We start from the raw sequence: 23,173 nt of genomic DNA, 5'->3' as shown, positions 1-23,173 counted from the left end.
AATGATCAACAGGATAATTACTTGGCCAAACATTTGTATTTTTAATTTTTTAAGTAGAGCACAAGCTATCAGCAGCTCCACGACCAAAATAAATTCATATTTTAAGACAATGAACTTTACAAACTTCAAGATTGCTTGGCGAAATATCGGAAAGAAAAAAGTACAAAATCTGATCAATCTAATTGGATTGACCTGCGGTATTACTTTTCTATTACTTGTAGGTGCTTATGTATGGGATGTACATCAAGTGAATAGCAATATCAAAAATATTGATCGGCAATTTTTGTTGCAAAGCAAGTATAAGAAAGAAGGATTTGGTATTGACTTAACTACATTAGGGGCACTCCCCAAAGCTTTACATGAGGAGTATCCCAACCTGGTCTCCAATTATTATCGGATTGATGGGTTGACCGGTATCGTAGCGAACGGAGCAACAATCCATGAAGAAGGCATGTCTCTTGGAGATCCCAGTCTATTGACGATGTTCGGATTCCAGATTTTAGCAGGCAATGCCAATACCGCTTTGAATAATCCCTTTTCAGTAGTCATCAGTGACAAAGCAGCCATAAAATATTTCGGAAATGAGGATGTACTTGGCAAATCGCTACAAATAAAAAATTTCAAGGGTGAAAAACATGATTTTGAAATTACAGCAATCATTAAATCTGATGTCCAAAACGCCATTATGGATCTCACAAAGAATATGCATGCAGACATATTTTTACCGATCATCAACGAGCAATTCTTTGGCCGATCGATAGACAATTGGGATAACCCTTATATTGCCGGTTATATCGAATTGAAACCAGGTGTAAGTGTGGAGCGCGTAGATGCCGCCATCGAAACGCTGGTAAGAAAGAATACCGATAAAGAGTTTTCCAATCAATACAGCCCTAATTTAAAACCATTGAAAACCTATTATTTGGATGACAACCAAGGGGCCGTCCGCAAAATGATACAGACGTTGGTTTGGACTGCCATTTTCATCTTGATCATGGCCATCATCAATTTCATCAATTTTAGTATCGCTCAGCACATTACGCGATTAAAGGAAATCGGTGTTCGCAAGATGATGGGATCATCTCGCATGCAACTTATTAGACAACTGATGACCGAATATATCCTGATTGTGGCCATAGCAGCATTGATCAGTCTTCCAATTTACATCATCACGAGTCCAATCTTCGAACATGTCTTGATGCGTAAGCTACCCTCGTTGGTGGAATTGCCTATTTACTTTTTTGGTTTACTGATTATAATGACGTTGTTCATTGGTCTACTAGCGGGGCTCTATCCAGCCATTAAACTTTCCAATGTCGCGATACTTCCGGCAGTCAAAAGCCAGTTTTCGACGCTGGGGGGCAAACAACTGGTGCGAAAAATTCTTTTGTTTTTTCAATTTGGAGTAGCCTTGCTCCTGCTTGTCTGCACATTGATTATTTCCAAACAGGTGGATCTATTTCTCCATAGCAATCTAGGGTACAACAAAGATTACTTATTAACCGTTCAGGTACCTAGGGATTGGTCCGAAAATGGTGTTCGCAAAATGGAGACTTTACAACAGGAACTCAGCCAACAGCCAGAAGTAAAATCAGTAAGCTTATCTTATGAAACTCCTGGATTGCTGGGGTCCAATATGCAGCCTGCATTCGGGACGACAGACGACAGAGAAATCCAGGTACAACGGATTACAAGTGATAGTCACTTTTTGGAAACCTACGAGATACCGCTAATTGCAGGAACTTTTCTTCCTAAACATTATGCAACGAATGCGGATAATAGACCAGTTGTCATCAACAAGAAGGCTATGGATGATTTTGGCTTTAAAAATGCCGAGCAAGCAATTGGTCAGCAAATAGCAATAAATGATCCTAATTACAAAATCACTATTGTGGGCGTTGCTGAAGATTTTGTAGCCAACTCACTGCATCAGGCATCTCCGCCTATTATCTGGATGGATGTACATGAGAGTCTTCAATATCGATACCTTAGCATTCGATTGAAGCAGGGACCTCTTTCCAATGCAGTACAACAGCTCGAAAAAAAATGGAAAACGTTGCTACCTGATGCACCATTCGAATATAAATTTATGGATGAACGCATCAAAAATCTATATGAAAATGAGCTGCAGCTGCATCGCGCTTCCCAGATTGCTACGTTTGTTTCGCTGCTGATTGTTGTATTGGGACTTACCGGATTAATATCGCTTTCCATCCATCTGCGCAATAAAGAAGTCGGCATTCGTAAAGTACTAGGGGCTTCACTAGCACATTTGATGTTGCTCTTTTCAAAAGAGTACTACGGAATCTTCCTATTTGCTGCGTTTACGACAGTTCCACTGAGTTATCTATTGATGCAATACTGGCTACAAAATTACATCATCCGCGTAGAAATCAATGCATTTACTTACTTGTTACCATTGGGTACATTGATTGGATTGCTGAGTTTATTGGTTGGCATTATTGTATTTCGATCAACTCGGTTTAATCCCGTTGAAAAATTAAGAGATGAATAGAAAAATGAGCGTTGTACCCATCCAGTTGGTGTTCGTTGCGAACAGCTACTGGATGGGTAACTCCTTATTCCTTTAACCTTCATAGCTTTTCGATAGATAAACAAATCCATATTTTGATTCTTTCCGAATAAGTTTAAGCTCATCAGACCGATTGAGCAAATCTTCAAGTATCTTCATCAAGTTTTTAGGTTTTACATATGTATCGAGTATCATACAAACCAATTTATGTATCTCATAAGGACTCCTATTTTTATTAAAATATCCCGTGCCAACCTGCGCTTCGATGATTCTCTTGACCTTCCGAAGCTCATTCAACGTAGAAGGTTCATTTGGATCAAAATTATGGCGGATGTCCATTATCTTAAATTCGATCTCCTGTACCCCTTCTTCAATGGATAATCTATATAAATGGTAAATAACCTCCTCAGCCAATGTATTAACGTGCAACTCATAAGCATACTTTTGCTTGGATAAATTCATCCCTAAAGGCAACATGGCATGTATACTCCCCACTTCTAACACACGACAAAAAATATAGTAATCAATAGCAAGAATCGTTTTAATTTTGAAAGACTCAACTTTGCTTATAAAATCCAGTGCTTTTCCCATTAAAAAAGATACTTCTTCGGGTGAGAGACCATTTGAAATACGCTGTAATATCATCCGATAAAAGAACTGCATTTCCAACGGTTGACAACGATGCTTATACACCCGTTTGAACACTTTAAAATTATTTCTCATTATAGCTCATATAGTTATTCCATACAAAGAAATAGAAATAATTTAAAAATTTAAAACATTTGTATAAATAAAAATAACATTTTGTATATTTATCTATACAAAAAAAAGAGAATACTAAATCATAACTATGACAAAACTAGGTGAATTTTTAGAGAAGAAATCCGTTAATAAATCGCGAATTGCGCGAAAAACGGGTTTAAGTAAGGCAAGAATCAATGAGTTAACGATAACCGAAACGGCCAAATTACGTTTGGATGAAATGTACCTGATTGCATTGGCTATTGATACAGATCCAGCTAAAATGATGTTCGAATTATGTGATCATCTCCAGTTGAAAGAGATTGAAGAGTAAGCAATTCTCCATTTTTCGCCAGTGCTTAGCTCGTCTGTGCGATACTGAACGCCAAACTGTTCGATATCGTACAGACGAACTTTTCAATTTTAAAACAAGAAACTAATTATCAACACATTAGCAAAATGGCAACGCAATTGATTTCAGCTTAAACGCCTGTTTTGATTATAAATACCAATCATTCAGGCGTTAAAAAATTCTGCTATGATAGGAAATAATCTCAAAATAGCTTGGCGGAATATGGCAAAAAACAAGCGATATTCATTCATCAAGATTGGCGGCTTTGCCTTTAGTATTGCCATCTGTATTCTTATTGTTTTATATATAAAACATGAGACGAGCTATAATAAGTTTTATCCGGCGATGGATAGAGTTTACCGTTTGGTCATTCAGTTACCTATTGAGCATAAAATCGAGCGCTGGGTTTCACTTTCTGCCCCTGTGGCGCCGACCCTGAAAGCAGAAATCCCGTCCGTTGAGCAAACGGGACGCATTCTACCAAACCCTTTATTCGGTGCGGGCAGTAACCAATTGTCATTAAATAACAGCCCTGATAGCCATTATGATGATGGATTTGTCTATGTCGATCAGTCCATTCTCGACATGTTTCCTATGCCCATGGTTTCAGGCCAGCTGTCCCACGCACTTGACAAGCCCAACACATTGGTAATCACCAGAAGCAAAGCCGAAAAATATTTTAAAAATAATCCAATTGGACAAACGATCTATCTCAACAACAATAAGTCGAAAGCCTATACCATCACTGGGGTAATTGAAGATATGCCCAACAATTCGACCCTTGCCGGTTATAGTTTTTTTATGTCGCTCGCTGGAGAGCCTTTTTATCAAGGTGAACAGACTGCTTGGCTCAATAACAATTATACCGTCTATGTCAAATTAAAACCCAACGTAAATGTTGCACGGGCAGAAAAAGAAATTTCAAAGAATTACTTAGAAATACATTATCTCCCTGAATATCTAAAATCTGGACGTAAACTTAATCCGCTTTTCAAGCAGGCAAAAATAACCCTACAGAATGCCCTCGATATGCATCTAAAATCTGCGGATGTAAGCGACGATAAAGTGAGTACATTGAACAGAGGGGATATTCGCATGGTTTGGACCTTCGCAACTATAGCCTTATTTATTTTGTTCATTGCCTGTATTAACTTCATCAACTTATCGACAGCAAATGCAGCAACAAGAGCAAAAGAAATTGGTATCCGTAAGACTATTGGCTCCTCCAGGAAGCTGCTTATTGGACAATTTCTTGTTGAAGCAATCTGTTATAGTGTACTGTCACTGATTATCGGGCTCTTTCTAAGCTGGCTACTACTACCCGTATTCAACCAACTAGCCAACAAATCCTTGACCATTCCCTGGATAGCGGCATACTTCTTTCCTTCTCTTTTGGCGGCTATATTGGTGATCGGCGTCCTTGCCGGAATCTACCCAGCATTGTACCTATCCAAATTTAAACCAATCACTGCACTGAAAAACAACGTCATTGGTGCCAAATCTTCGCTTTTTAGGAATAGTTTGGTTGTCTTTCAATTCGCAACCTCAATAATCCTTATCGTTGGCGCATTGGTGACCAATAAACAGATAAACTACATATTAGACAAAGATCTGGGATTTGACAAGGACCAAGTTGTTGTGCTTCGCGGAATTGGAACATTATCGAAACAGCTTCCAAGTTTAAAAAATGAGCTAAAAAGCCTCCCAGATGTTGCTTCAGTTTCCCTGAGTGATTTTCTCCCTGTACCCATCGATGGTGCCAAACGAAATGGCAATCCGTTCTGGATTGATGGTAGAAGAGATCTCGATATGGCTACACAGGGCCAATTTTGGGAAATCGATCAGGATTATCTGAGCACATTCGGTCTTCATTTAAATAAAGGACGAAATTTTGATCCCACGAGAGCCACCGATAGCAGTTCGGCTATTATCAATCAAAAGTTGGCCGACGAACTTCAATTAAAGAATCCCATTGGTGCAAAAATCACCAATGGCAATACCTGGACGATCATTGGCGTAGTAGATGATTTTATTTTTGAGTCGTTGAAGGAGAAGGGGTATGCAGGACTTTGTATGACATTACAAGGCAATCCTTCCCTACTCTCTATTAAGGTAAAATCGCAAAATCTCAAAGAGACAATCGCTGATATCACAGCAGTATGGGACAAATTTGCACCAAATCAACAAATTAACTACAGCTTTTTGGACGAAGGTTTCGAGGCCCTTTATCAAGATGTGGAACGGACCAAGAATATATTTACTTGTTTCGCTCTTGTTGCCATTTTTGTCGCTGCACTCGGGCTTTTCGGCCTTGCAACTTATGTGACACAACAACGAACCAAAGAAATTGGCGTACGTAAGGTACTTGGAGCCAGTGCGATCAGATTACTCCGATTATTGTCTGGAGATTTTATAAAATTGGTGTTTGTAGCCTTGGTCATTGCCACACCTGTTGCGTGGTGGGCAATGAACCAATGGCTTACTGATTTTAACTATCGAATCGAAATAAATTGGCTATACTTCATTCTTGCAGGTATGAGTGCCATTTTAATTGCTTTAGGCACAATCAGCTATCAGACTTGGAAAGCCATTCGCGCCAATCCGGTGGATAGCCTGCGTGATGAATAAATACAAAAACTGTAAAAGAACTTTATTATGATAGGAAATAATTTAAAGATCGCTTGGCGAAATATGGCCAACAACAAACTTTACTCGATCATCAAGATCGGCGGGTTCGCTTTTAGTATTGCCATTTGCATTCTTATTATACTGTACATTCGCCATGAAACCAGTTATGACAAAATGTATCCCGACATGGACCGTGTTTTCCGTCTTATCGTTTCGGCACCCGATGGTGATAAAGTGAGGCAAACCTTTGCCTTTCCTGCCCCAGCAGCTAAAACCTTGCAAGAGGAAATCCCAAGTGTAGAATTAGCCGGCCGCATTTTACCCAATACCTTATTTGGTGCCGGAAGCAATCTATTTACGGTAAATGGCCGCGCAGAGAATTACCTTGATAAAGGATTTGTTTATGTCGATCAGTCCATTTTGGAAATATTTCCACTTCCGGTCGTACAAGGACAGCTATCACATGCGCTGGACAAACCCAATGCGATAGTCATTACCAAAAGTAGGGCTGAGAAATATTTCAAAGGAAATGCTGTAGGGCAGACGATCTATCTCAACAATAATAAAAGTATTTTATATAACATAACGGCTGTCATCGATGATGTTCCGAACAATTCCAGCCTCTATGGTTATGATTATTTTATATCCCTTGCAGGCGAACCATTTTACCCGGGTGAACAAAACAATTGGGGCGCAACAAATTACATTACCTATGTAAAACTGAAGGAGAATGCAGATATTGCCAACGCACAGGGTAGCATTTCAAAAAACTATATTCAGGACCATTATATTCTGATTAATAAAAAAAATGGAATGAAAATATCGCCCGAAATGATGCAGTCAACCGTCTTACTTCAAAACGCCCTCGATATGCACCTGCGTTCTAAGAATGTGTCGGAATATGGCATGGCTACGCAATATCAAGGTGATATTAAGATGGTCTGGATATTTGCTGGCATCGCATTTTTTATTTTATTGATCGCTTGTATTAACTTCATCAACCTATCCACAGCGAATGCAGCAACGCGGGCAAAAGAAATCGGAATTCGCAAAACCATTGGATCCAATCGAAAGACACTGATTATCCAATTTATGACCGAAGCGATATGTTACAGTCTTATTTCACTTCTTATAGGGTTATTATTAGCCTTCCTGTTATTACCACTATTTAACAATCTAGCCAACAAAGCGCTGTTTATACCGTGGACAGTGTGGTATTTTGTGCCTTCGCTGATTTTGAGCATGTTGTTCATCGGTATCCTCGCTGGCTTATACCCAGCGTTCTATTTATCAGGATTTCAGCCGATCAACGCATTAAAAAGCAAATCGGTTACGAATCCTAAATCTTCATTATTGCGCAATGGACTGGTTATTTTCCAGTTTGCAACATCTATTATATTGATCATCAGCGCACTCATTGCAAATCAGCAAATCAGTTTTATGCTTAATAAAGACATTGGCTTTGATAAGGATCAGGTCATTGTACTTCGTGGTGTAACGGGAATTGCCTCCCAGGCGAAAGAATTAAAAAATGAATTAAAAGCCATTCCAACAGTTCGTGATGTCTCTATTGGCGACTATTTACCGGTTCAATTGGATGGTGCAAAAAGAAATGGAAATCTTTTTTGGGCCAAAGGCAAGGAAGATCTTGAATTAGGTGAAGGCGGGCAATTCTGGAATATCGACGAAAGCTACCTTTCCACTTTTGGTCTGAAGCTAATAGCCGGCCGAAACTTCGATCCACATATCGCATCGGATAGTACAGGTGCTATTGTTAACAAAAGAATGCTTGCTGATTTAGGCATCAAAGGAAATCCCATTGGTACACAAATTACTAACGGCAGGACATGGACCATTATCGGTGTCGTCGATAATTTTATCTTTGAATCAATGAAAGATGAGGGCTACTACCCCGTTTGCATGACCCTTGCCAATAGTCCTTCCATGCTTTCTATCAAGACCAAATCGACGGACATGTCCAAAACATTAGCCGACATTAATACCGTTTGGAATAAGTTTTCGCCGAATCAAAAAATCGACTATAATTTCCTTGATGCCGGCTTCGCTGACCTCTATCAGGATGTCCAACGGACTAAAAATATCTTCAGCTGCTTTGCCTTTGTAGCCATTTTTGTTGCCGCCCTGGGACTTTTTGGACTAGCAACATATGTGACCCAGCAACGTACAAAAGAAATTGGTGTCCGTAAGGTTCTCGGTGCCAGTTCCATCCGATTACTCAAATTACTCTCCGGAGATTTCATAAAATTGGTCTTTGTAGCCTTAGTCATTGCTACACCTGTTGCATGGTGGGCAATGAATCAATGGCTGGCGGATTTCAATTATCGCATAGAAATCAATTGGTTCTACTTTGTTCTGGCAGGAATAAGTGCAATCTTAGTTGCTTTTGGGACGATTAGTTATCAAACTTGGAAAGTCGTCCGTGCCAATCCGGTCGATAGTTTAAGGGATGAATAAAGTCAGAAGATCTTAAAAATTGGTGTTTGTTGCCTTGGTAATTGCCTGCCTGTTGCGTGGTGGTCATTGAACCAATAGCTTAGGGGAATGAATGTTCGATTCTGGACGTAAACTGTTCGAAATCGAACATTCAAAAACAAAACAAAAACACGATAAGTTATTTATAATAAAACTATTACGACACTGGCAAGGGGATTGTAATTTTAATTGAGTGAAATAGTTCTACTTGGTTTAAGCATACCTATCCAGCGTAAGATGACAAAAAATGATTTCAAACTAGCTTGGCGTAAACTCTTAAAAAACAAAGGATTTACTCTTCTAAACATCATTGGATTGACCTTGGGTTTTACCGGTTTTATCCTTTCCTATCAATACATCAATCGAGAGACCAGTTACGATAAATGGAATCCACATTACAAGGATATCTACCAAATTGGCCTTGAAGCAGAAGGTGCATTTACGGACGAAACTTCACCTTCTCTGGCTCCATTGCTAAAACAGAATTTACCTGATATCGTCTATGCAGGTCGAAAAATAGTTTACAATTATGGAAGTTATCCGCTTTTCGGAGAGAAGACGGTACTTATTAAAAATGCTGCACTGATTGACTCCTCAGCCGCACGAATCTTTCAAATCGAAAATGCGACCGGACCGCTCTACAAAAACAAGGATCAAAAGGATGCGACCATGGTCAAAAGCCATATTGCCGAACAACTATTCAAAAAAGAAGACTTAAATTTTGACAGCCCCCAGTCGATTCCAGCTATAAGCCTTGCTCTAGGTGTGCAGGAAACAATCTACGGTACAATCAAAGAGCAAGGTCTATCCATGATTGATTACGATCTCCTGTTTATCCGTGAACCGCAGGACCTTTTCGCCAATAATAATCCTTTTTTGTATCAAACTTATATTCAAGTACGTCCCGGTACGGATATCACGAAGTTGACCAATCGCATCAACGCGCTTTACCAGAAAGAGATTGCACCGAAAGATAAAATCAGCTCCTCCAGTTATGCCAAAGGGAGGATCTACCTAGACCCACTGTCCAACCTTCACCTTCGGCCAAAAACAGGAAGTAACACGGCTTATATCATCACGTGGATTATTGGTATTCTCTCCGTTTTGATCCTCTTACTCGCCTCTGCCAATTTTGCCAATATGATTATGGCACAAGCGGATCAACGCATTAAGGAACTCGCGCTCAAAAAAATATTGGGAAGCTCACGTTGGGCTATCGTCAGGCAATTGGTACTAGAAGTATTTATTCTGACTTTCAGTGCTGCAATTCTAAGTTTCGTTGCTTTGGCCCTCACAGGAAATATCCTCCAAAAATGGTTCAATGATGATCTTAAGGGCTATATTCTGCGTTCAGAAACAATCGTCCAACTTGCTATTGCCGTACTATTGACAACAGTTCTATCGGCAATATACCCAGCTATCGTACTCTCTGGCTTCAAATCCGTTAATCTCCTTAAAGGTGGACTGACTTCCATTCTCAAAAAGGGCACATTTCGAAACGCACTACTAACTTTTCAGATCAGTATGGCCATTTTATTTATATCGGGCATGCTGGTTATTAGGGCACAGCTAAATTATATGCAGCAGGCGGATAAAGGATTTGAACCTGCACAGGTTGTTAATTTCAAAGGTGTCGGTATGTATTACGACAATAAAATCGATGGTTCCTATCAACAACTAAAACGTCGGTTAGAGAATGATCCAAGTATTGCCTCAGTTGCATCAGCGACAAATATTCCAGGGGAAGGCGAACAACCTCCCAAAATGGATTTTTCCTATGCTCAAAAAAACGTTTCATTTGCACATGTCGGTATTGATCCTGGATATTTCAAGACGCTAAATATCTCCAGTATACAAGGAAACACCACTGTTTCAATAGATCAACTGCTTCACGATTCCTTGGCCAACTATGCGGTCATCAACGAATCTGCAGCCAAAAATTTAGGACTCGAAAACCCGATAGGTGCTAAAATCAAAGGCTGTGATGTCACCTTTGAAATTGTTGGCCTAGTCAAAGACAGTAAAGCTTATGGTTTTGAAAATGTAGTTCAGCCGAGCCTATATTCATTTAAAAACGAATGTGGTACTATGCGTTTTCAGACAACACTCATGGTCAAAACAAAACCGGGAATGGTTGATCAGGCCATCAATACAGTCAAAGCAGAATGGGAGAAAAATCCATCCGCAAAAGATCTGCCTCTTGATTATTCCTTTATGGATGAGCAATATGCTTTGCAGCACAAAAAACAGCAAGAATTGCAGACTGCTTTTAATAGTTTCACCAGCCTTTCGGTTATCATCGCGGCCTTAGGGCTATTTAGTATGGCGGCGTATCAGGCGGCATTACGAAAAAAGGAAATGAGCATCCGTAAAGTACTGGGGGCCTCGGTACAATTGCTCTTTATTCAATTGAACAAACCATTTTTCAAGCTCTTTTTAGTCGGGATCGGCATAGCCCTTCCAATAGCCTATCTACTCATGAATAAATGGCTTACCAATTTCGCCTATCATATTCAGCTGTCCTGGTGGTCGTTTTTGATCCCAATATTTTGCATATTTATCCTCATATTGGTTTCCATCAGCTTCCAATCTATAAAAGTCGCAAAAACAAATCCAATAGATAGCCTGCGCGATGAATAAAAGATAATTTGAGCGGTAAAGGGCCCTATTCCCCAGTCGAACAGTAATTATGATGACTAATAAAAATATAAAACAAGAATATCTAAGATCTCAATACTAAAAAATGATACAATTAAAAAATTTATTCAAGTGGTATAACGTAGGTGGTACACGCTCATTCGTCCTTAAAGATGTAAGTCTCGATATTGCTGAAGGTGATTTTATCTCCATCATGGGACCATCAGGGTCTGGAAAATCAACTTTATTAAATATTATCGGTATGCTTGATGAACCTGATGAGGGTGAATATATCTTTATGGGCGAGAATGTATTGGATATGAAAGCAAAGAAAAGAAACCAACTATACCAATCTCACATAGGCTATGTATTTCAAGCTTATCATCTCCTGGATGAATTGACCGTGTATGAAAATATCGAAACACCCTTGATCTATAAAGACATTTCAAGCAAAGAAAGAAAAGCTATTGTTGCCGATATGCTTGATCGCTTTGGCATTGTCGGGAAGAAGGATCTCTTCCCGGCCCAGTTATCCGGTGGTCAGCAACAGATTGTCGGTATAGCGCGTGCATTGGCGGGATCACCGAAGTTATTACTGGCCGATGAGCCTACGGGTAACTTAAATTCCAAACAAGGCGAAGAAATCATGGATTTATTCAAACAGCTCAACGATGATGGCGTTACAATCATACAAGTAACCCATTCTGAAAAAAATGCCGAATACGGTAAAAGAGTTGTCAATATGCTGGATGGTCAGCTCAAATAATTGTATGCCAATTTAACCTGGATAATCCCTACGCAGTACATCAATGACGGTAGGGATTTTTTTAGCTCATATCTCGAATCAATTCTTTAACTTCGTTATGATGAATGAGAGAGAGTTGAAATCGCTAATATCCCTGTTGGACGACACCGACCAACAGATTATTCAGGAAGTGGAGCACCAGTTAAAAAGCCAAGGTCCTGAGATTGTACCCTATTTGGAAAAATTTTGGGAGTCCAGCTTCGATCCTCACATACAGGGTCGATTAGAGAATATTATCCATGAAATTCAATTTGATCAGACCAAAAACGAATTACAGATTTGGAACCTGAGTAACTCATTCAATCTACTGGAAGGATTAATTATCCTCAATAATTATCAATATCCTTCTTATGAGGATCATAAGATTGTTTTAGCGATAGAAGACCTCAAAACTGAGGTATGGCGCGGTTTGCATTACGACATGAGCCCGCTGGAAAAAGTGAACCTGATGAATCATGTTCTTTTTGGCTCCTTCGGCCTAACAGGAAATACAAAGGATTATCATCATCCACAGAATTCCTATATTGGTCAAGTACTCGATACCAAACAGGGGAATCCCTTAACCCTATCCTGCATTTACAGTATCATTGCACAAAAATTGGACATTCCGATCTACGGTATTAATTTACCAAAGCATTTTGTATTGGCGTATATGGATTCGGATGAAGAAGGGAATGAAAATGTGCTGTTTTACATCAATGCCTTTAATCGTGGGCAGGTTATGCAAAAAAGCGATGTAAATTCATTTTTGAAGCAACTGAACCTCAATCCGGATAGAGAATTCACCTATCCCTGCGATAATGTGACCATCCTTAAACGAGCTTTGCGAAACTTGATGTCTGCCTACGAGGAACATGAAAGTTCAAACAAGCAACAGGAAATCAAAGCGCTTTTCCAGTTGCTTGCTTAAACTGCACGTTAGAAAATATTAGCTTCACGAGCATCTAAAAAGATATAATTCGGCGTCAAAGAGCCATAGGTTTTCGCTGCAATATCGGGTTTTATATTGCCTTCACCTAGCAATGGAAAACGCGAAATTGTACGATTCGTTAGATCAGAAACATAAAAGAATTTCCCTTGTTCTGTACGATCATCAATGGCTATCCCCCAAGGTTTTACTAAACCTGTATTAGCCCCACCGATGACGTAATCAGGCGCCACAGTTTTGTCCGTGCCTCCACTAAATAAGGTTTTTGGATCTTTGAAAAATAGCACTTCACTACCGGAAGTTACCGCCAACAAACCCTTTTTGGGTGCATAGGACACCGAGCCTAATCCCGTTTTACCATTGATATATACTTTCATCACTGGCGTAAATCTAGTGGAAGCTACAATGGTATCGCGAGGACGGTCGATGAGTTCTTGTTTGAGTTGAGAATATACAGCAAAACCACTTCTATTTTCTGTTCCTTCATTATTAAAACCAATCAGCACCAATTTCTCATTACTATCACTTGTATTGCTATTCAATAAAGTCAGTGAACTCGGAACCAGGTTCCCAAGGTTAATCTGTTTGTCAATGATTGGTGCTCCACCTTTTGATCCCACTTTTCCACTTGGTGTACTTATCGCATATAACATGGAATTACCTACTCCGCGATTTGTAACCGCCAAAAGAAATGGTGTTGTTACAGATCCAGATGTACCATTTTGTTGGGCATACGTATAATAGGCCAATCCCCTAACATTCGTAAAACCGCGGTATCCAATAGCACCTGCATTACCGGGAATTCCATAGATCTCATTGGCAAATGGAATCACCTGAAGAAAGGTATCCTGTGCCGTAACACTCGCCTGAAAGATAGCCCGGGCAGCAGCATCAAAAAGAATTGGTCCGCCCCCTTTTGCCGGAGAAAGATATTGATAGATATTATCTAAATTGGTCGTATCAGCCGGATCGATAATCATCATGTTTTTAAGCGCAGAATTGTTCTGGTCGTAATCCGAGAAAGAAACATATAATCTAGAGATCAAAGTAGCCCCCGTTCGTACAGGCTCATCATCCAGTTTCTTGCAAGAAGTAAAACCTATTACACTGGCAACGAATAGGATAATACAGGATTGAAACGAAAATTTCATATATTTTTTATTAAAAATAGCGTATTGCGTTAAACATACAAATCTACTAATATATGCAGAATATCAATGAATTTATATGATTCTTTTAGGGGCAAACCCGTATAAGTAAAACGGAAATATTTGTCAATCCGCTACTTTTTGATTAAAATTGCCTTTGTTTTTGTTAGCACATACGATTATGGAAAATAAGGAATTTGTAAGGGAGACGTTGACATTACCGGGAGAGGGCAAAAAATTACTTTTACACTCCTGCTGTGCTCCGTGTTCTGGAGAAGTGATGGAAGCACTCATTGCTTCGGATATCGATTTTACAATCTATTTTTACAATCCCAATATTCATCCCCGCAAAGAATATGATTTACGCAAAGACGAGAACATCCGATTTGCGGAAAAACATAATATCCCTTTTATTGATGCGGACTACGATGTTGATCATTGGTTTGATTTGGCCAAAGGGATGGAGCAAGAGCCTGAAAGAGGCATCCGTTGCACGATGTGTTTTGATATGCGTTTTGAAAAAACGGCTGAGTATGCGGCTGCCAATGGCTTTGATGTGATTTCAAGTTCGCTGGGTATCTCCCGTTGGAAAAACATGGAGCAGATCAATGATTGTGGTTTACGTGCTGCCTCCCGCCATGAAGGGATGGAGTATTGGACTTTCAACTGGCGTAAGAAAGGTGGTTCTGCCCGTATGCTTGAAGTCTCCAAAAAGGAGAAATTCTATATGCAGGAATATTGCGGCTGTGCTTATTCGCTACGCGATACCAACAAATGGCGTATGGCAAATGGGCGCGAAAAGATAGAGTTAGGCAAAAATTATTATGAATAAGTCCTGTTACTGGTGTATATGAAGCTTTGCTTCGGAATATTTGAAAAAATATTTCTATCCTAATGATTTTATACATACCTTTGCAGGCTCAAATGCAAGATTGTGAAACATCTAAAACAATACAGAATTCCCTTTTCGGGGCTCAACGCTGGAAAGCACAATTTTGAGTTTGACATTAATAAAAAGTTCTTTGACTGCTACGAACATTCGATTGTAAAAGATGGCAATCTGAAAGCAGAAGTTGAATTGCAAAAACAAGAAAATCTTTTGATTTTGCATTTTGATATCCAAGGCGAAATTCAATTGACTTGTGATACCTGCTTAAAAGAGTTTATGTCACCGATTTCAATTCAAGAACGAATATTAGTCAAATTCACGGATGAAGATTGGACAGATAATACCGAAGAGGTGTTGATCTTATCCAAAAGCGACCATGAGTTGGATATAGCTGAGTTATTATACGAATACATTAATTTAGCTGTTCCCTATATCGTAAAATGTGAAGAGCAGGGACAAGGTATACAATGTGATCCTGAGATGCTCGCGTTATTTACAAGCGAGCCTGATTCAGAGGAACAAAAAGAAGAAGAAATTATCGACCCACGTTGGGAAGCATTGAGAAATATTAAAAATAACTAAAACAAGAATACGAGATGGCACATCCAAAACGTAAAACTTCTAAATCAAGAAGAGACAAAAGAAGAACACATTATAAAGCTGAAGCTCCAAGCTTGACAGTATGTAAAGAAACTGGCGCAGTTCATTTACCTCACCGTGCATATACTGTAGACGGAAACTTGTACTACAACGGTAAATTGATCATTGAAAATACAGCTGTTGTCTAAGGTAAACCTTTCATAACACCAAAACATCCCAGACAAGCACTATTTTAGAAATTTGCTTTACTTTGGGATGTTTTTTGCGTATTATTGATTTACTAAATAATAACGGATGAAGATTGGTTTAGATATTTTAGGAGGAGATTATGCTCCTAAAGCAACGATAACAGGTGCTATTGAAGCACAAAAACAGCTTACTGGAGACCAAAAAATAGTCCTTTTTGGTAAAACTGAAGAGACTAAACAATTAATCAATCAAGCCGGAGGAAATTCATCTGACTTTGAATATGTGGAGGCTCCAGAAGTCATTGCAATGGGTGAACATCCAACCAAAGCAATAACTCAAAAACCCAACTCAAGTATTGCGAAGGGATTTGAATATTTAAAAAACAAAGAAATTGACTCATTCGCTTCTGCTGGTAATACTGGCGCCATGCTTGTGGGCTCAATGTTTAGCGTTAAAGCTATCCCAGGCGTATTACGCCCTGCAATAGCATCCATTGTTCCCAAATTAAAATCAGGCTTCGGAATCTTATTGGACGTCGGCGCTAATGCAGACTGTAAACCAGAGATGTTGAACCAATTTGCAATCTTGGGAAGTGTCTTTGCCGAACATGTGTTTAATGTATCCAACCCCAAAGTGGGATTATTGAATATCGGAGAAGAAGAAGAAAAAGGAAACATCCTAACAACCTCTACCTACCCCCTACTTAAAGCCAACGACAAGATTAACTTTATCGGAAATGCAGAAGGCCGTGACCTGTTCAGTGACCATGCCGACGTTTACGTCTGTGATGGATTTACAGGCAACGTCGTCTTGAAACTCGCAGAATCATTTTATGTAGTGACGTTGAAAAAAGGTTTTAAAGATGATTTCTTCGACCGATTCAACTACGAGCAGTACGGCGGTAGCCCGATCTTGGGAGTTAATGCTCCTGTCATTATTGGCCATGGTATTTCGACACCTGAGGCCATTAAAAATATGGTTTTATTTTCAAGAGATATGATCGAGTCTAAGTTCATTGACAGCATCAGATCTATTTTCAATTAGAGTATTTATGTCAAAGATTCACGCCGCAATCACGGCTGTAAATGGTTACGTTCCGGATTATATCCTTACTAACAAAGAATTGGAAACAATGGTCGACACCAACGACGAATGGATTGTTTCCAGAACGGGAATCAAAGAGCGTCGCATCTTAAAAGGTGAAGGTCTTGCTACTTCAGATCTTGCTGTACCTGCAGTGCAAGGTTTATTGAAAAAAAGAGGTATAGCTGCTACAGATATTGACCTTATTATCTTTTGTACAAGCACACCAGATATGCTGTTCCCTGCGACTGCAAATATTCTGGCCGATAAAATCGGAGCTACAAATGCATGGGGATTTGATCTTCAGGCGGCTTGTTCAGGTTTCTTGTTCGGTCTGAATACAGGAACACAATTTATCACTGCTGGCACTCATAAAAAAGTCCTTGTTATCGGTGCCGATAAAATGTCTTCGGTCATCAATTACCAAGACCGCAATACCTGTATCCTATTTGGTGATGGTTGTGGCTGTGTATTATTGGAGCCAAATGAAGAAGGCATGGGTATACAAGATGCTATTTTAAAAACCGATGGTTCCGGAGGACAGTTTTTGAATATCAAAGGTGGGGGTTCGCTGAATCCGGCGTCGCATGCAACTGTAGATGCAGGATTACATTACGCTTACCAAGAAGGTCGTACGGTGTTTAAATTTGCAGTAACCAATATGGCTGATGTAGCACATGAGGTTATGGTCAAAAATAACTTAAAGTCAGAAGATATTGCTTGGTTGGTGCCTCATCAGGCCAACAAACGTATTATTGATGCAACGGCAGAACGTGTGGGGCTTCCGGAAGAAAAAGTGATGGTGAACATTCAAAAATATGGAAATACCACCAGTGGTACTATTCCTTTATGCTTGTGGGAATGGGAATCTCAATTGAAGAAAGGAGATAATCTTATCCTTGCTGCTTTCGGTGGAGGTTTCACTTGGGGATCCATCTATTTAAAATGGGCGTATTAGTTGTCCATTTTATGGTATAATTTATTACTTTTGACAGTTAGAATTTTTTAGAAACAAACAAAACCTAGAATACTATGGGTATGGATATCAAACAAATTCAGGACTTGATTAAATTCGTTTCAAAATCAGGTGTGAATGAAGTCTCAATTGAAGAGCAAGATTTTAAAATTACAATAAAAACAAATCAAGAGCCTACGTACGTAACAGCTACTGTTCCTGCTGTTGCTCCAATTGCTGCTCCTCAAGTTGCACAAGCAGCGGCACCAGCTCCAATAGCTAGCCCTGCAGCACCAGCCGCAAGCGCTGAAGCAAACTTGATCACAATCAAATCACCAATGATCGGTACATTTTACCGTTCGGCTGGACCTGGTAAACCATCTTTCGTCAATGTTGGTGATGATATCAATACCGGTTCTGTACTATGCATCATTGAAGCAATGAAATTATTCAACGAAATTGAATCTGAAGTTTCAGGTAAAATCGTTAAGATTTTGGTAGAAGATGCTCAACCTGTTGAGTTCGACCAACCATTATTCTTAGTTGAGCCTAAGTAATTTACAATTACGTAAATGAATACATGTAGCCTCCAAAGGGCTACATTTTTTGCAAACTTCATAATTCAAGACAATGTTCAAAAAAATATTAATTGCAAATAGAGGCGAGATTGCCCTGCGCATTATCCGTACCTGTCGTGAAATGGGTATTAAAAGTGTTGCAGTATATTCGACTGCCGATCGCGATAGTTTACACGTAAGATTTGCGGATGAAGCAGTTTGTATTGGTCCTCCACCGAGTAGAGACTCTTACTTAAACATTCCGAATATTATTTCTGCAGCTGAATTAACAAATGCAGATGCGATTCACCCAGGATATGGTTTCTTGTCGGAAAATGCTCGTTTCTCAGCTATCTGTGCAGAGTACGGTATCAAATTTATTGGTGCAACTGCAGAGCAGATCGAGAAAATGGGTGATAAATCCCGTGCAAAAGATACCATGAAAAAAGCTGGTGTTCCTACTGTTCCAGGATCCGATGGTTTGATCTCAAACGTAAAAGAAGGTATTACCTTAGCCAATGAAATCGGCTACCCAGTTATCATCAAGGCTACAGCCGGTGGTGGTGGCCGTGGTATGCGCATCATTTGGAAAGACGAAGAGTTTGAACCAGCTTGGGATTCTGCGCGTGTCGAATCTGCGGCTGCGTTCGGTAACGACGGTATCTACCTTGAAAAATATGTAGAGGAACCGCGTCATATCGAATTCCAAATTGTGGGTGACCAATTCGGTACAGTATGTCATCTATCTGAACGTGACTGTTCGATCCAACGTCGTCATCAAAAATTGATTGAAGAATCGCCATCACCTTTTATGACTCCCGAATTGAGAGCTGAAATGGGAGAGGCTGCTGTTAAAGGTGCTAAAGCTGTAAACTATGAAGGTGCTGGTACAATCGAATTCTTGGTTGACAAACACCGCAACTTCTACTTTATGGAAATGAACACACGTATCCAAGTAGAACACCCGGTAACGGAAGAAGTCATCAACTTTGATCTGATCAAAGAACAAATTAAGGTGGCCGCAGGAATTCCGATCTCCGGAAAAAACTACGAACCAGGAATGCATGCGATCGAATGTCGTATCAATGCGGAGGATCCTTTTAACAATTTCCGTCCTTCACCAGGTAAAATCACCAACTTCCACTCACCAGGTGGACATGGTGTACGTGTAGATACACACGTTTATTCTGGTTACTCAATTCCGCCAAACTATGATTCTATGATTGCTAAATTGATCACCGTTGCGCAAACACGTGAGGAAGCAATTTGTACTATGGAACGTGCATTGAGTGAATTCGTCATTGAAGGGATCAAAACAACCATTCCTTTGCATTTGAGATTGATGCGCGACCCTAACTTTAGAGCCGGCAATTTCACGACAAAGTTTATGGAAACTTTCGACCTAACGGAATATCCTGCGGAAGATTAAATAAAATTATCTTTACATACATAAAAAATACCATTCTTTACAATAAGAATGGTATTTTTGTTTCCAAACAATTTTTATGAGTACACCTAATTCGAAAGATCTAATACAAGCTATTAAAGATAAAGGGAAGAATATAGAAGCGGAAATGTCTTTTTTTGACCACCTTGAGGTTTTAAGATGGCATTTGGTCCGTTCAGCAATTGCGATCTGTATCTTTGCAGGTATTGCCTTTACATTCTACGATTTCGTATTCAACGATATCATCATGGGGCCAAAGAATTTAAATTTTTGGACCTATCGCATGATGTGTAAGGCAGCAGATGCTTTCAATTTAGCAGACTTCTGTGTCAAGAAAATTCCTTTTAATATCATCAATACCGAACTAGCAGGTCAATTTATGCTTCAGATAAACTCCTGTTTATTGATGGCTTTGATGATGGGATTCCCCTACCTCCTTTTTGAAATTTGGTTATTTGTAAAACCAGCACTGACCGATGTGGAAAGACGGTCTGCACGCGGGTTTGTTTTTTACTCTTCTTTATTGTTTATTTTAGGAGCACTCTTCGGATACTACATCGTTGTACCCTTATCCATCAACTTTCTAGCCAACGTATCCCTAAGTGATGAGATCGTGAACCAGATTACCATTGATAACTACCTTTCTACGATAGCAACGTTAACATTGGGCTGTGGAATTGTTTTCCTACTCCCGATACTGGTATTTATTCTCTCGAAAATAGGCATTATGACCCCTGAATTTATGCGGGCCAGCCGTCGTTATGCAACTGTAATTATTTTAGTGATAGCAGCTATCATTACACCGTCTGCAGATATCATCACCATGTTGACCGTTGCAGCACCAATGTTCTTATTATATGAGATAAGTATCATGGTTTCGGCCGATGTCAAAAGAAAAAAATTAGCACAAGAAAAATAAAATAACAATAAAATGAGCAGCGTAAAGAAAATTGCGATTGGAAGTGACCATGCCGGCTTTGAATACAAAACAGCTTTGGTAAGTTTTCTAAATGAACTGGGTTATGAGGTAACAGATTTTGGAACAAATTCCCCAGATTCAGTGGATTATCCGGATTTCGCACACCCAGTTGCATCAGCGGTAGAAAACAAAGAAGCTGATGCCGGAGTCTTAATTTGTGGAAGTGCAAATGGTGTTGCTATCACAGCCAATAAACACCAAAATATCCGTGCTGCTATCTGTTGGTTAGAGGAAATTTCGGCTTTAGCCCGTCAGCATAATGATGCGAACGTCGTATGTATACCTGCACGTTTTATCGACCTTGACCTCGCTAAAAAGATCGTCAACACATTTATAAACACGGAATTCGAAGGTGGGCGTCACGCTAACCGCGTAAACAAAATAGCTTGTAGCTGTTAGGTAAATTAACATATTTTAAGAAGCGGATGAAAAGCAAATTACACTTTTCATCCGCTTTTTTTTATATATTGTGCAGATAACGACACCTGTTATATCAATCAAGGAGATGATACGCAGCTGATCTGGTTAATTAAATTACAAAATAAGGTACTGAAAGTCACACTAGTAAAAAATAAACAATGAAGAAAATATACAACCTGCTTTGGATAGCATGCGCTCTGATGAGCTGTGCAAATGCACAGGACATAAACAGTAAATATGCCGATGAAATCACGGTAGAATCTACCCAGAAGCATCTGCGCACTTTAGCTTCTGTCGATTTTGAAGGCCGAGGAACCGGCCAAAAAGGCGGACGTCTGGCAGCAGAATATATTGCCAATGAATTTAAAAAATATGGACTTAGTGCACCTGTCAATGGATCCTATTTCCAACCCCTGCAACTAATTCGCAACAGCTTTAAAGTAAAGCAATTTAGTATTAACGACAGGCCCTTCCAGCATGGTAAGGACATTTTCGTCATTGGCAACAACGAGAACAAATTCTTCGAAAGCAATGAAATCGTGTTTATTGGTTATGGCATAGATGATCCCAAGTATTCGGATATCTCGGGCTTGGATCTCCACAATAAGATCGTTATGTTGATCAACGAGAATGAGCCAACAGATGAGAAAGGAAATTCATGGATTAGCAGCAAGAAGACTGCTTCGGACTGGGCAACAACCCGAAATAAAAAAGTCAAAGAGATCCTTAAACACAATCCCAAAATGGTGTTAGCGATCAATAGTCAGCTGTCCCAACTTTTGGAGGATGCGGGAGACCGTGCTATTGAGGGTCGTTACAATTTGGCGGTGGACCAACCAGCGCCGGAAAAGTCGCCAATGATCCCTGTAGTCAACATTACAGACCATGCCGCAAATTATATACTAAACCTGGCGAGAACTAACCTTGCTACTGTTGTTGCAAAGATTAATCGTACGGGAAAACCTAATTCCTTTGTTATTTCAACAAATTTTAAAGCTGAGTTTGGCACCAATGCGGCTGCTTTAGCTGATCCAAACATTCTTGGCTATCTGGAAGGAACAGATAAAAAAGACGAAATCGTTGTGATCGGAGGCCACTACGACCACGATGGAATGGATTCCAAAGGCAATATCTTCTTTGGGGCCGATGACAATGCCTCGGGCACAACAGCCGTCCTTGAGTTGGCACGCGCTTTTTCGAAAGCTAAATCAACAGGAAATGGCCCACGTCGCAGCATTTTGTTCATCACCTATGCTGCAGAAGAAAAAGGTTTACTAGGTTCCAAATTCTATACAGAAAATCCGATATTTCCATTGAAAAACACCGTTGCTTGCATCAATATCGATATGATCGGCCGTGTCGACGACAAGCATCTCAAAGGCAATCATGATTATATCCACGCTATCGGTTCAGATAAATTGAGCTCCGAGTTATATGAGATCAATAAAAATGAGAATGAAAAACATACGAAACTGGAGATTGACTATATGTATGACAATCCAAAGGATCCTATGCGTTTGTACTATAGATCCGATCATTATAACTTTGCCAAGAAAGGTATTCCTTCTGTCTTTTATTTTTCGGGCCTGCATCCGGACTACCACACGCCTGCAGATACCTATGACAAGATCGACTTTCCATTAATGGTAAAACGCGAAAAGCTCGCATTTTACACGGCATGGCAAATAGCCAATCGGGAAAATCGCCTGGTGGTTGACAATAATAAAGAGTAAGGTCAAATTATCGGCTTTATCAATGATTATTTTGTACAATATAAAAAGCAAGTAAA

Annotated in this window: 19 protein-coding genes; 17 read left to right on the top strand and 2 right to left on the bottom strand. The window is 39.7% G+C overall.

Features of this window, described 5'->3' with window-relative positions; genetic code table 11:
- Nucleotides 1–109 precede the first annotated feature (109 nt).
- Nucleotides 110–2,515, top strand: a complete 2,406-nt coding sequence (locus tag B3P16_RS16015) for an ABC transporter permease (protein WP_286752360.1) — start codon at nucleotides 110–112, stop codon at nucleotides 2,513–2,515.
- A gap of 72 nt (nucleotides 2,516–2,587) precedes the next feature.
- Here the strand turns inward: B3P16_RS16015 and B3P16_RS16010 are convergent, their stop codons facing one another.
- Nucleotides 2,588–3,256, bottom strand: coding sequence for a hypothetical protein (locus B3P16_RS16010; RefSeq protein WP_159332743.1), 669 nt, complete (start codon nucleotides 3,254–3,256; stop codon nucleotides 2,588–2,590).
- A gap of 127 nt (nucleotides 3,257–3,383) precedes the next feature.
- Between B3P16_RS16010 and B3P16_RS16005 the strand changes: the two genes are divergently transcribed.
- The 6 genes from B3P16_RS16005 to B3P16_RS15980 all read left to right on the top strand — a co-directional run bounded on the left by B3P16_RS16005 (nucleotide 3,384) and on the right by B3P16_RS15980 (nucleotide 13,099).
- Nucleotides 3,384–3,608 (top strand): helix-turn-helix domain-containing protein, encoded by a 225-nt coding sequence (locus tag B3P16_RS16005; RefSeq protein ID WP_286843520.1) that lies wholly within the window; start codon nucleotides 3,384–3,386, stop codon nucleotides 3,606–3,608.
- Between the two features lie 204 nt (nucleotides 3,609–3,812).
- Entirely contained in the window at nucleotides 3,813–6,254 is a 2,442-nt protein-coding gene (locus B3P16_RS16000) for an ABC transporter permease (RefSeq protein WP_286843518.1), read from the top strand.
- A gap of 27 nt (nucleotides 6,255–6,281) precedes the next feature.
- On the top strand, nucleotides 6,282–8,729 hold the full coding sequence (locus B3P16_RS15995) for an ABC transporter permease (protein WP_286843516.1): 2,448 nt from the start codon (nucleotides 6,282–6,284) through the stop codon (nucleotides 8,727–8,729).
- A gap of 255 nt (nucleotides 8,730–8,984) precedes the next feature.
- The gene (locus B3P16_RS15990) at nucleotides 8,985–11,387 is read left to right on the top strand and encodes an ABC transporter permease (RefSeq protein WP_286843515.1); all 2,403 of its coding nucleotides are present in this window, start codon (nucleotides 8,985–8,987) and stop codon (nucleotides 11,385–11,387) included.
- Nucleotides 11,388–11,490: 103 nt separating this feature from the next.
- On the top strand, nucleotides 11,491–12,150 hold the full coding sequence (locus B3P16_RS15985) for an ABC transporter ATP-binding protein (RefSeq protein ID WP_159332739.1): 660 nt from the start codon (nucleotides 11,491–11,493) through the stop codon (nucleotides 12,148–12,150).
- A gap of 97 nt (nucleotides 12,151–12,247) precedes the next feature.
- A complete protein-coding gene (locus B3P16_RS15980; RefSeq protein ID WP_312194325.1) occupies nucleotides 12,248–13,099 on the top strand; it encodes a transglutaminase-like domain-containing protein in 852 nt (283 codons plus the stop codon).
- Nucleotides 13,100–13,107: 8 nt separating this feature from the next.
- Here the strand turns inward: B3P16_RS15980 and B3P16_RS15975 are convergent, their stop codons facing one another.
- Nucleotides 13,108–14,268: a hypothetical protein gene (locus tag B3P16_RS15975; RefSeq protein ID WP_070566229.1), complete on the bottom strand. Its 1,161-nt coding sequence runs from the start codon at nucleotides 14,266–14,268 to the stop codon at nucleotides 13,108–13,110.
- 178 nt (nucleotides 14,269–14,446) lie between these two features.
- Here B3P16_RS15975 and B3P16_RS15970 point away from each other — a divergent pair, with 178 nt between their 5' ends.
- The 10 genes from B3P16_RS15970 to B3P16_RS15925 all read left to right on the top strand — a co-directional run bounded on the left by B3P16_RS15970 (nucleotide 14,447) and on the right by B3P16_RS15925 (nucleotide 23,117).
- Nucleotides 14,447–15,097 (top strand): epoxyqueuosine reductase QueH, encoded by a 651-nt coding sequence (locus B3P16_RS15970; protein ID WP_070566227.1) that lies wholly within the window; start codon nucleotides 14,447–14,449, stop codon nucleotides 15,095–15,097.
- A 102-nt stretch (nucleotides 15,098–15,199) separates the two neighbouring features.
- Complete coding sequence (locus tag B3P16_RS15965; RefSeq protein WP_046672268.1) at nucleotides 15,200–15,736, top strand: YceD family protein; 537 nt, start codon at nucleotides 15,200–15,202, stop codon at nucleotides 15,734–15,736.
- A 14-nt stretch (nucleotides 15,737–15,750) separates the two neighbouring features.
- On the top strand, nucleotides 15,751–15,942 hold the full coding sequence (gene rpmF, locus B3P16_RS15960) for a 50S ribosomal protein L32 (protein WP_046672269.1): 192 nt from the start codon (nucleotides 15,751–15,753) through the stop codon (nucleotides 15,940–15,942).
- A gap of 106 nt (nucleotides 15,943–16,048) precedes the next feature.
- Entirely contained in the window at nucleotides 16,049–16,987 is a 939-nt protein-coding gene (gene plsX, locus B3P16_RS15955; protein WP_046672270.1) for a phosphate acyltransferase PlsX, read from the top strand.
- A 7-nt stretch (nucleotides 16,988–16,994) separates the two neighbouring features.
- Nucleotides 16,995–17,984, top strand: coding sequence for a beta-ketoacyl-ACP synthase III (locus B3P16_RS15950; RefSeq protein ID WP_046672271.1), 990 nt, complete (start codon nucleotides 16,995–16,997; stop codon nucleotides 17,982–17,984).
- A 74-nt stretch (nucleotides 17,985–18,058) separates the two neighbouring features.
- Nucleotides 18,059–18,538 (top strand): acetyl-CoA carboxylase biotin carboxyl carrier protein, encoded by a 480-nt coding sequence (gene accB, locus B3P16_RS15945; RefSeq protein WP_112373755.1) that lies wholly within the window; start codon nucleotides 18,059–18,061, stop codon nucleotides 18,536–18,538.
- A gap of 73 nt (nucleotides 18,539–18,611) precedes the next feature.
- Nucleotides 18,612–19,967, top strand: a complete 1,356-nt coding sequence (accC, locus tag B3P16_RS15940) for an acetyl-CoA carboxylase biotin carboxylase subunit (RefSeq protein WP_046672273.1) — start codon at nucleotides 18,612–18,614, stop codon at nucleotides 19,965–19,967.
- 76 nt (nucleotides 19,968–20,043) lie between these two features.
- Entirely contained in the window at nucleotides 20,044–20,904 is an 861-nt protein-coding gene (gene tatC / locus B3P16_RS15935; protein ID WP_070566223.1) for a twin-arginine translocase subunit TatC, read from the top strand.
- Between the two features lie 12 nt (nucleotides 20,905–20,916).
- Nucleotides 20,917–21,363 (top strand): ribose 5-phosphate isomerase B, encoded by a 447-nt coding sequence (gene rpiB, locus B3P16_RS15930; protein ID WP_046672275.1) that lies wholly within the window; start codon nucleotides 20,917–20,919, stop codon nucleotides 21,361–21,363.
- A 179-nt stretch (nucleotides 21,364–21,542) separates the two neighbouring features.
- The gene (locus B3P16_RS15925; protein ID WP_286843513.1) at nucleotides 21,543–23,117 is read left to right on the top strand and encodes a M28 family peptidase; all 1,575 of its coding nucleotides are present in this window, start codon (nucleotides 21,543–21,545) and stop codon (nucleotides 23,115–23,117) included.
- The last annotated feature ends 56 nt before the right edge of the window (nucleotides 23,118–23,173 follow it).

The organism is Sphingobacterium sp. UBA7631, from assembly GCF_002483935.1.
Taxonomy (GTDB): domain Bacteria; phylum Bacteroidota; class Bacteroidia; order Sphingobacteriales; family Sphingobacteriaceae; genus Sphingobacterium; species Sphingobacterium multivorum.
Note: the sequence above shows the minus strand (reverse complement) of the source record. Positions and strands in the feature narration are given on the sequence as shown.

What these genes read in the sequence shown, in the direction of transcription:
- B3P16_RS15970 (WP_070566227.1), top strand. Translation starts at nt 14,447, where the DNA reads ATGGAAAATAAGGAATTTGTAAGGGAGACGTTGACATTACCGGGAGAG.
- B3P16_RS15985 (WP_159332739.1), top strand. Translation starts at nt 11,491, where the DNA reads ATGATACAATTAAAAAATTTATTCAAGTGGTATAACGTAGGTGGTACA.
- rpiB (WP_046672275.1), top strand. Translation starts at nt 20,917, where the DNA reads ATGAGCAGCGTAAAGAAAATTGCGATTGGAAGTGACCATGCCGGCTTT.
- rpmF (WP_046672269.1), top strand. Translation starts at nt 15,751, where the DNA reads ATGGCACATCCAAAACGTAAAACTTCTAAATCAAGAAGAGACAAAAGA.
- B3P16_RS15990 (WP_286843515.1), top strand. Translation starts at nt 8,985, where the DNA reads ATGACAAAAAATGATTTCAAACTAGCTTGGCGTAAACTCTTAAAAAAC.
- tatC (WP_070566223.1), top strand. Translation starts at nt 20,044, where the DNA reads ATGAGTACACCTAATTCGAAAGATCTAATACAAGCTATTAAAGATAAA.
- B3P16_RS16010 (WP_159332743.1), bottom strand. Translation starts at nt 3,256, where the DNA reads ATGAGAAATAATTTTAAAGTGTTCAAACGGGTGTATAAGCATCGTTGT.
- B3P16_RS15975 (WP_070566229.1), bottom strand. Translation starts at nt 14,268, where the DNA reads ATGAAATTTTCGTTTCAATCCTGTATTATCCTATTCGTTGCCAGTGTA.
- B3P16_RS16000 (WP_286843518.1), top strand. Translation starts at nt 3,813, where the DNA reads ATGATAGGAAATAATCTCAAAATAGCTTGGCGGAATATGGCAAAAAAC.
- plsX (WP_046672270.1), top strand. Translation starts at nt 16,049, where the DNA reads ATGAAGATTGGTTTAGATATTTTAGGAGGAGATTATGCTCCTAAAGCA.
- B3P16_RS16005 (WP_286843520.1), top strand. Translation starts at nt 3,384, where the DNA reads ATGACAAAACTAGGTGAATTTTTAGAGAAGAAATCCGTTAATAAATCG.
- accB (WP_112373755.1), top strand. Translation starts at nt 18,059, where the DNA reads ATGGGTATGGATATCAAACAAATTCAGGACTTGATTAAATTCGTTTCA.
- B3P16_RS15925 (WP_286843513.1), top strand. Translation starts at nt 21,543, where the DNA reads ATGAAGAAAATATACAACCTGCTTTGGATAGCATGCGCTCTGATGAGC.
- B3P16_RS16015 (WP_286752360.1), top strand. Translation starts at nt 110, where the DNA reads ATGAACTTTACAAACTTCAAGATTGCTTGGCGAAATATCGGAAAGAAA.
- B3P16_RS15980 (WP_312194325.1), top strand. Translation starts at nt 12,248, where the DNA reads ATGATGAATGAGAGAGAGTTGAAATCGCTAATATCCCTGTTGGACGAC.
- accC (WP_046672273.1), top strand. Translation starts at nt 18,612, where the DNA reads ATGTTCAAAAAAATATTAATTGCAAATAGAGGCGAGATTGCCCTGCGC.
- B3P16_RS15995 (WP_286843516.1), top strand. Translation starts at nt 6,282, where the DNA reads ATGATAGGAAATAATTTAAAGATCGCTTGGCGAAATATGGCCAACAAC.
- B3P16_RS15950 (WP_046672271.1), top strand. Translation starts at nt 16,995, where the DNA reads ATGTCAAAGATTCACGCCGCAATCACGGCTGTAAATGGTTACGTTCCG.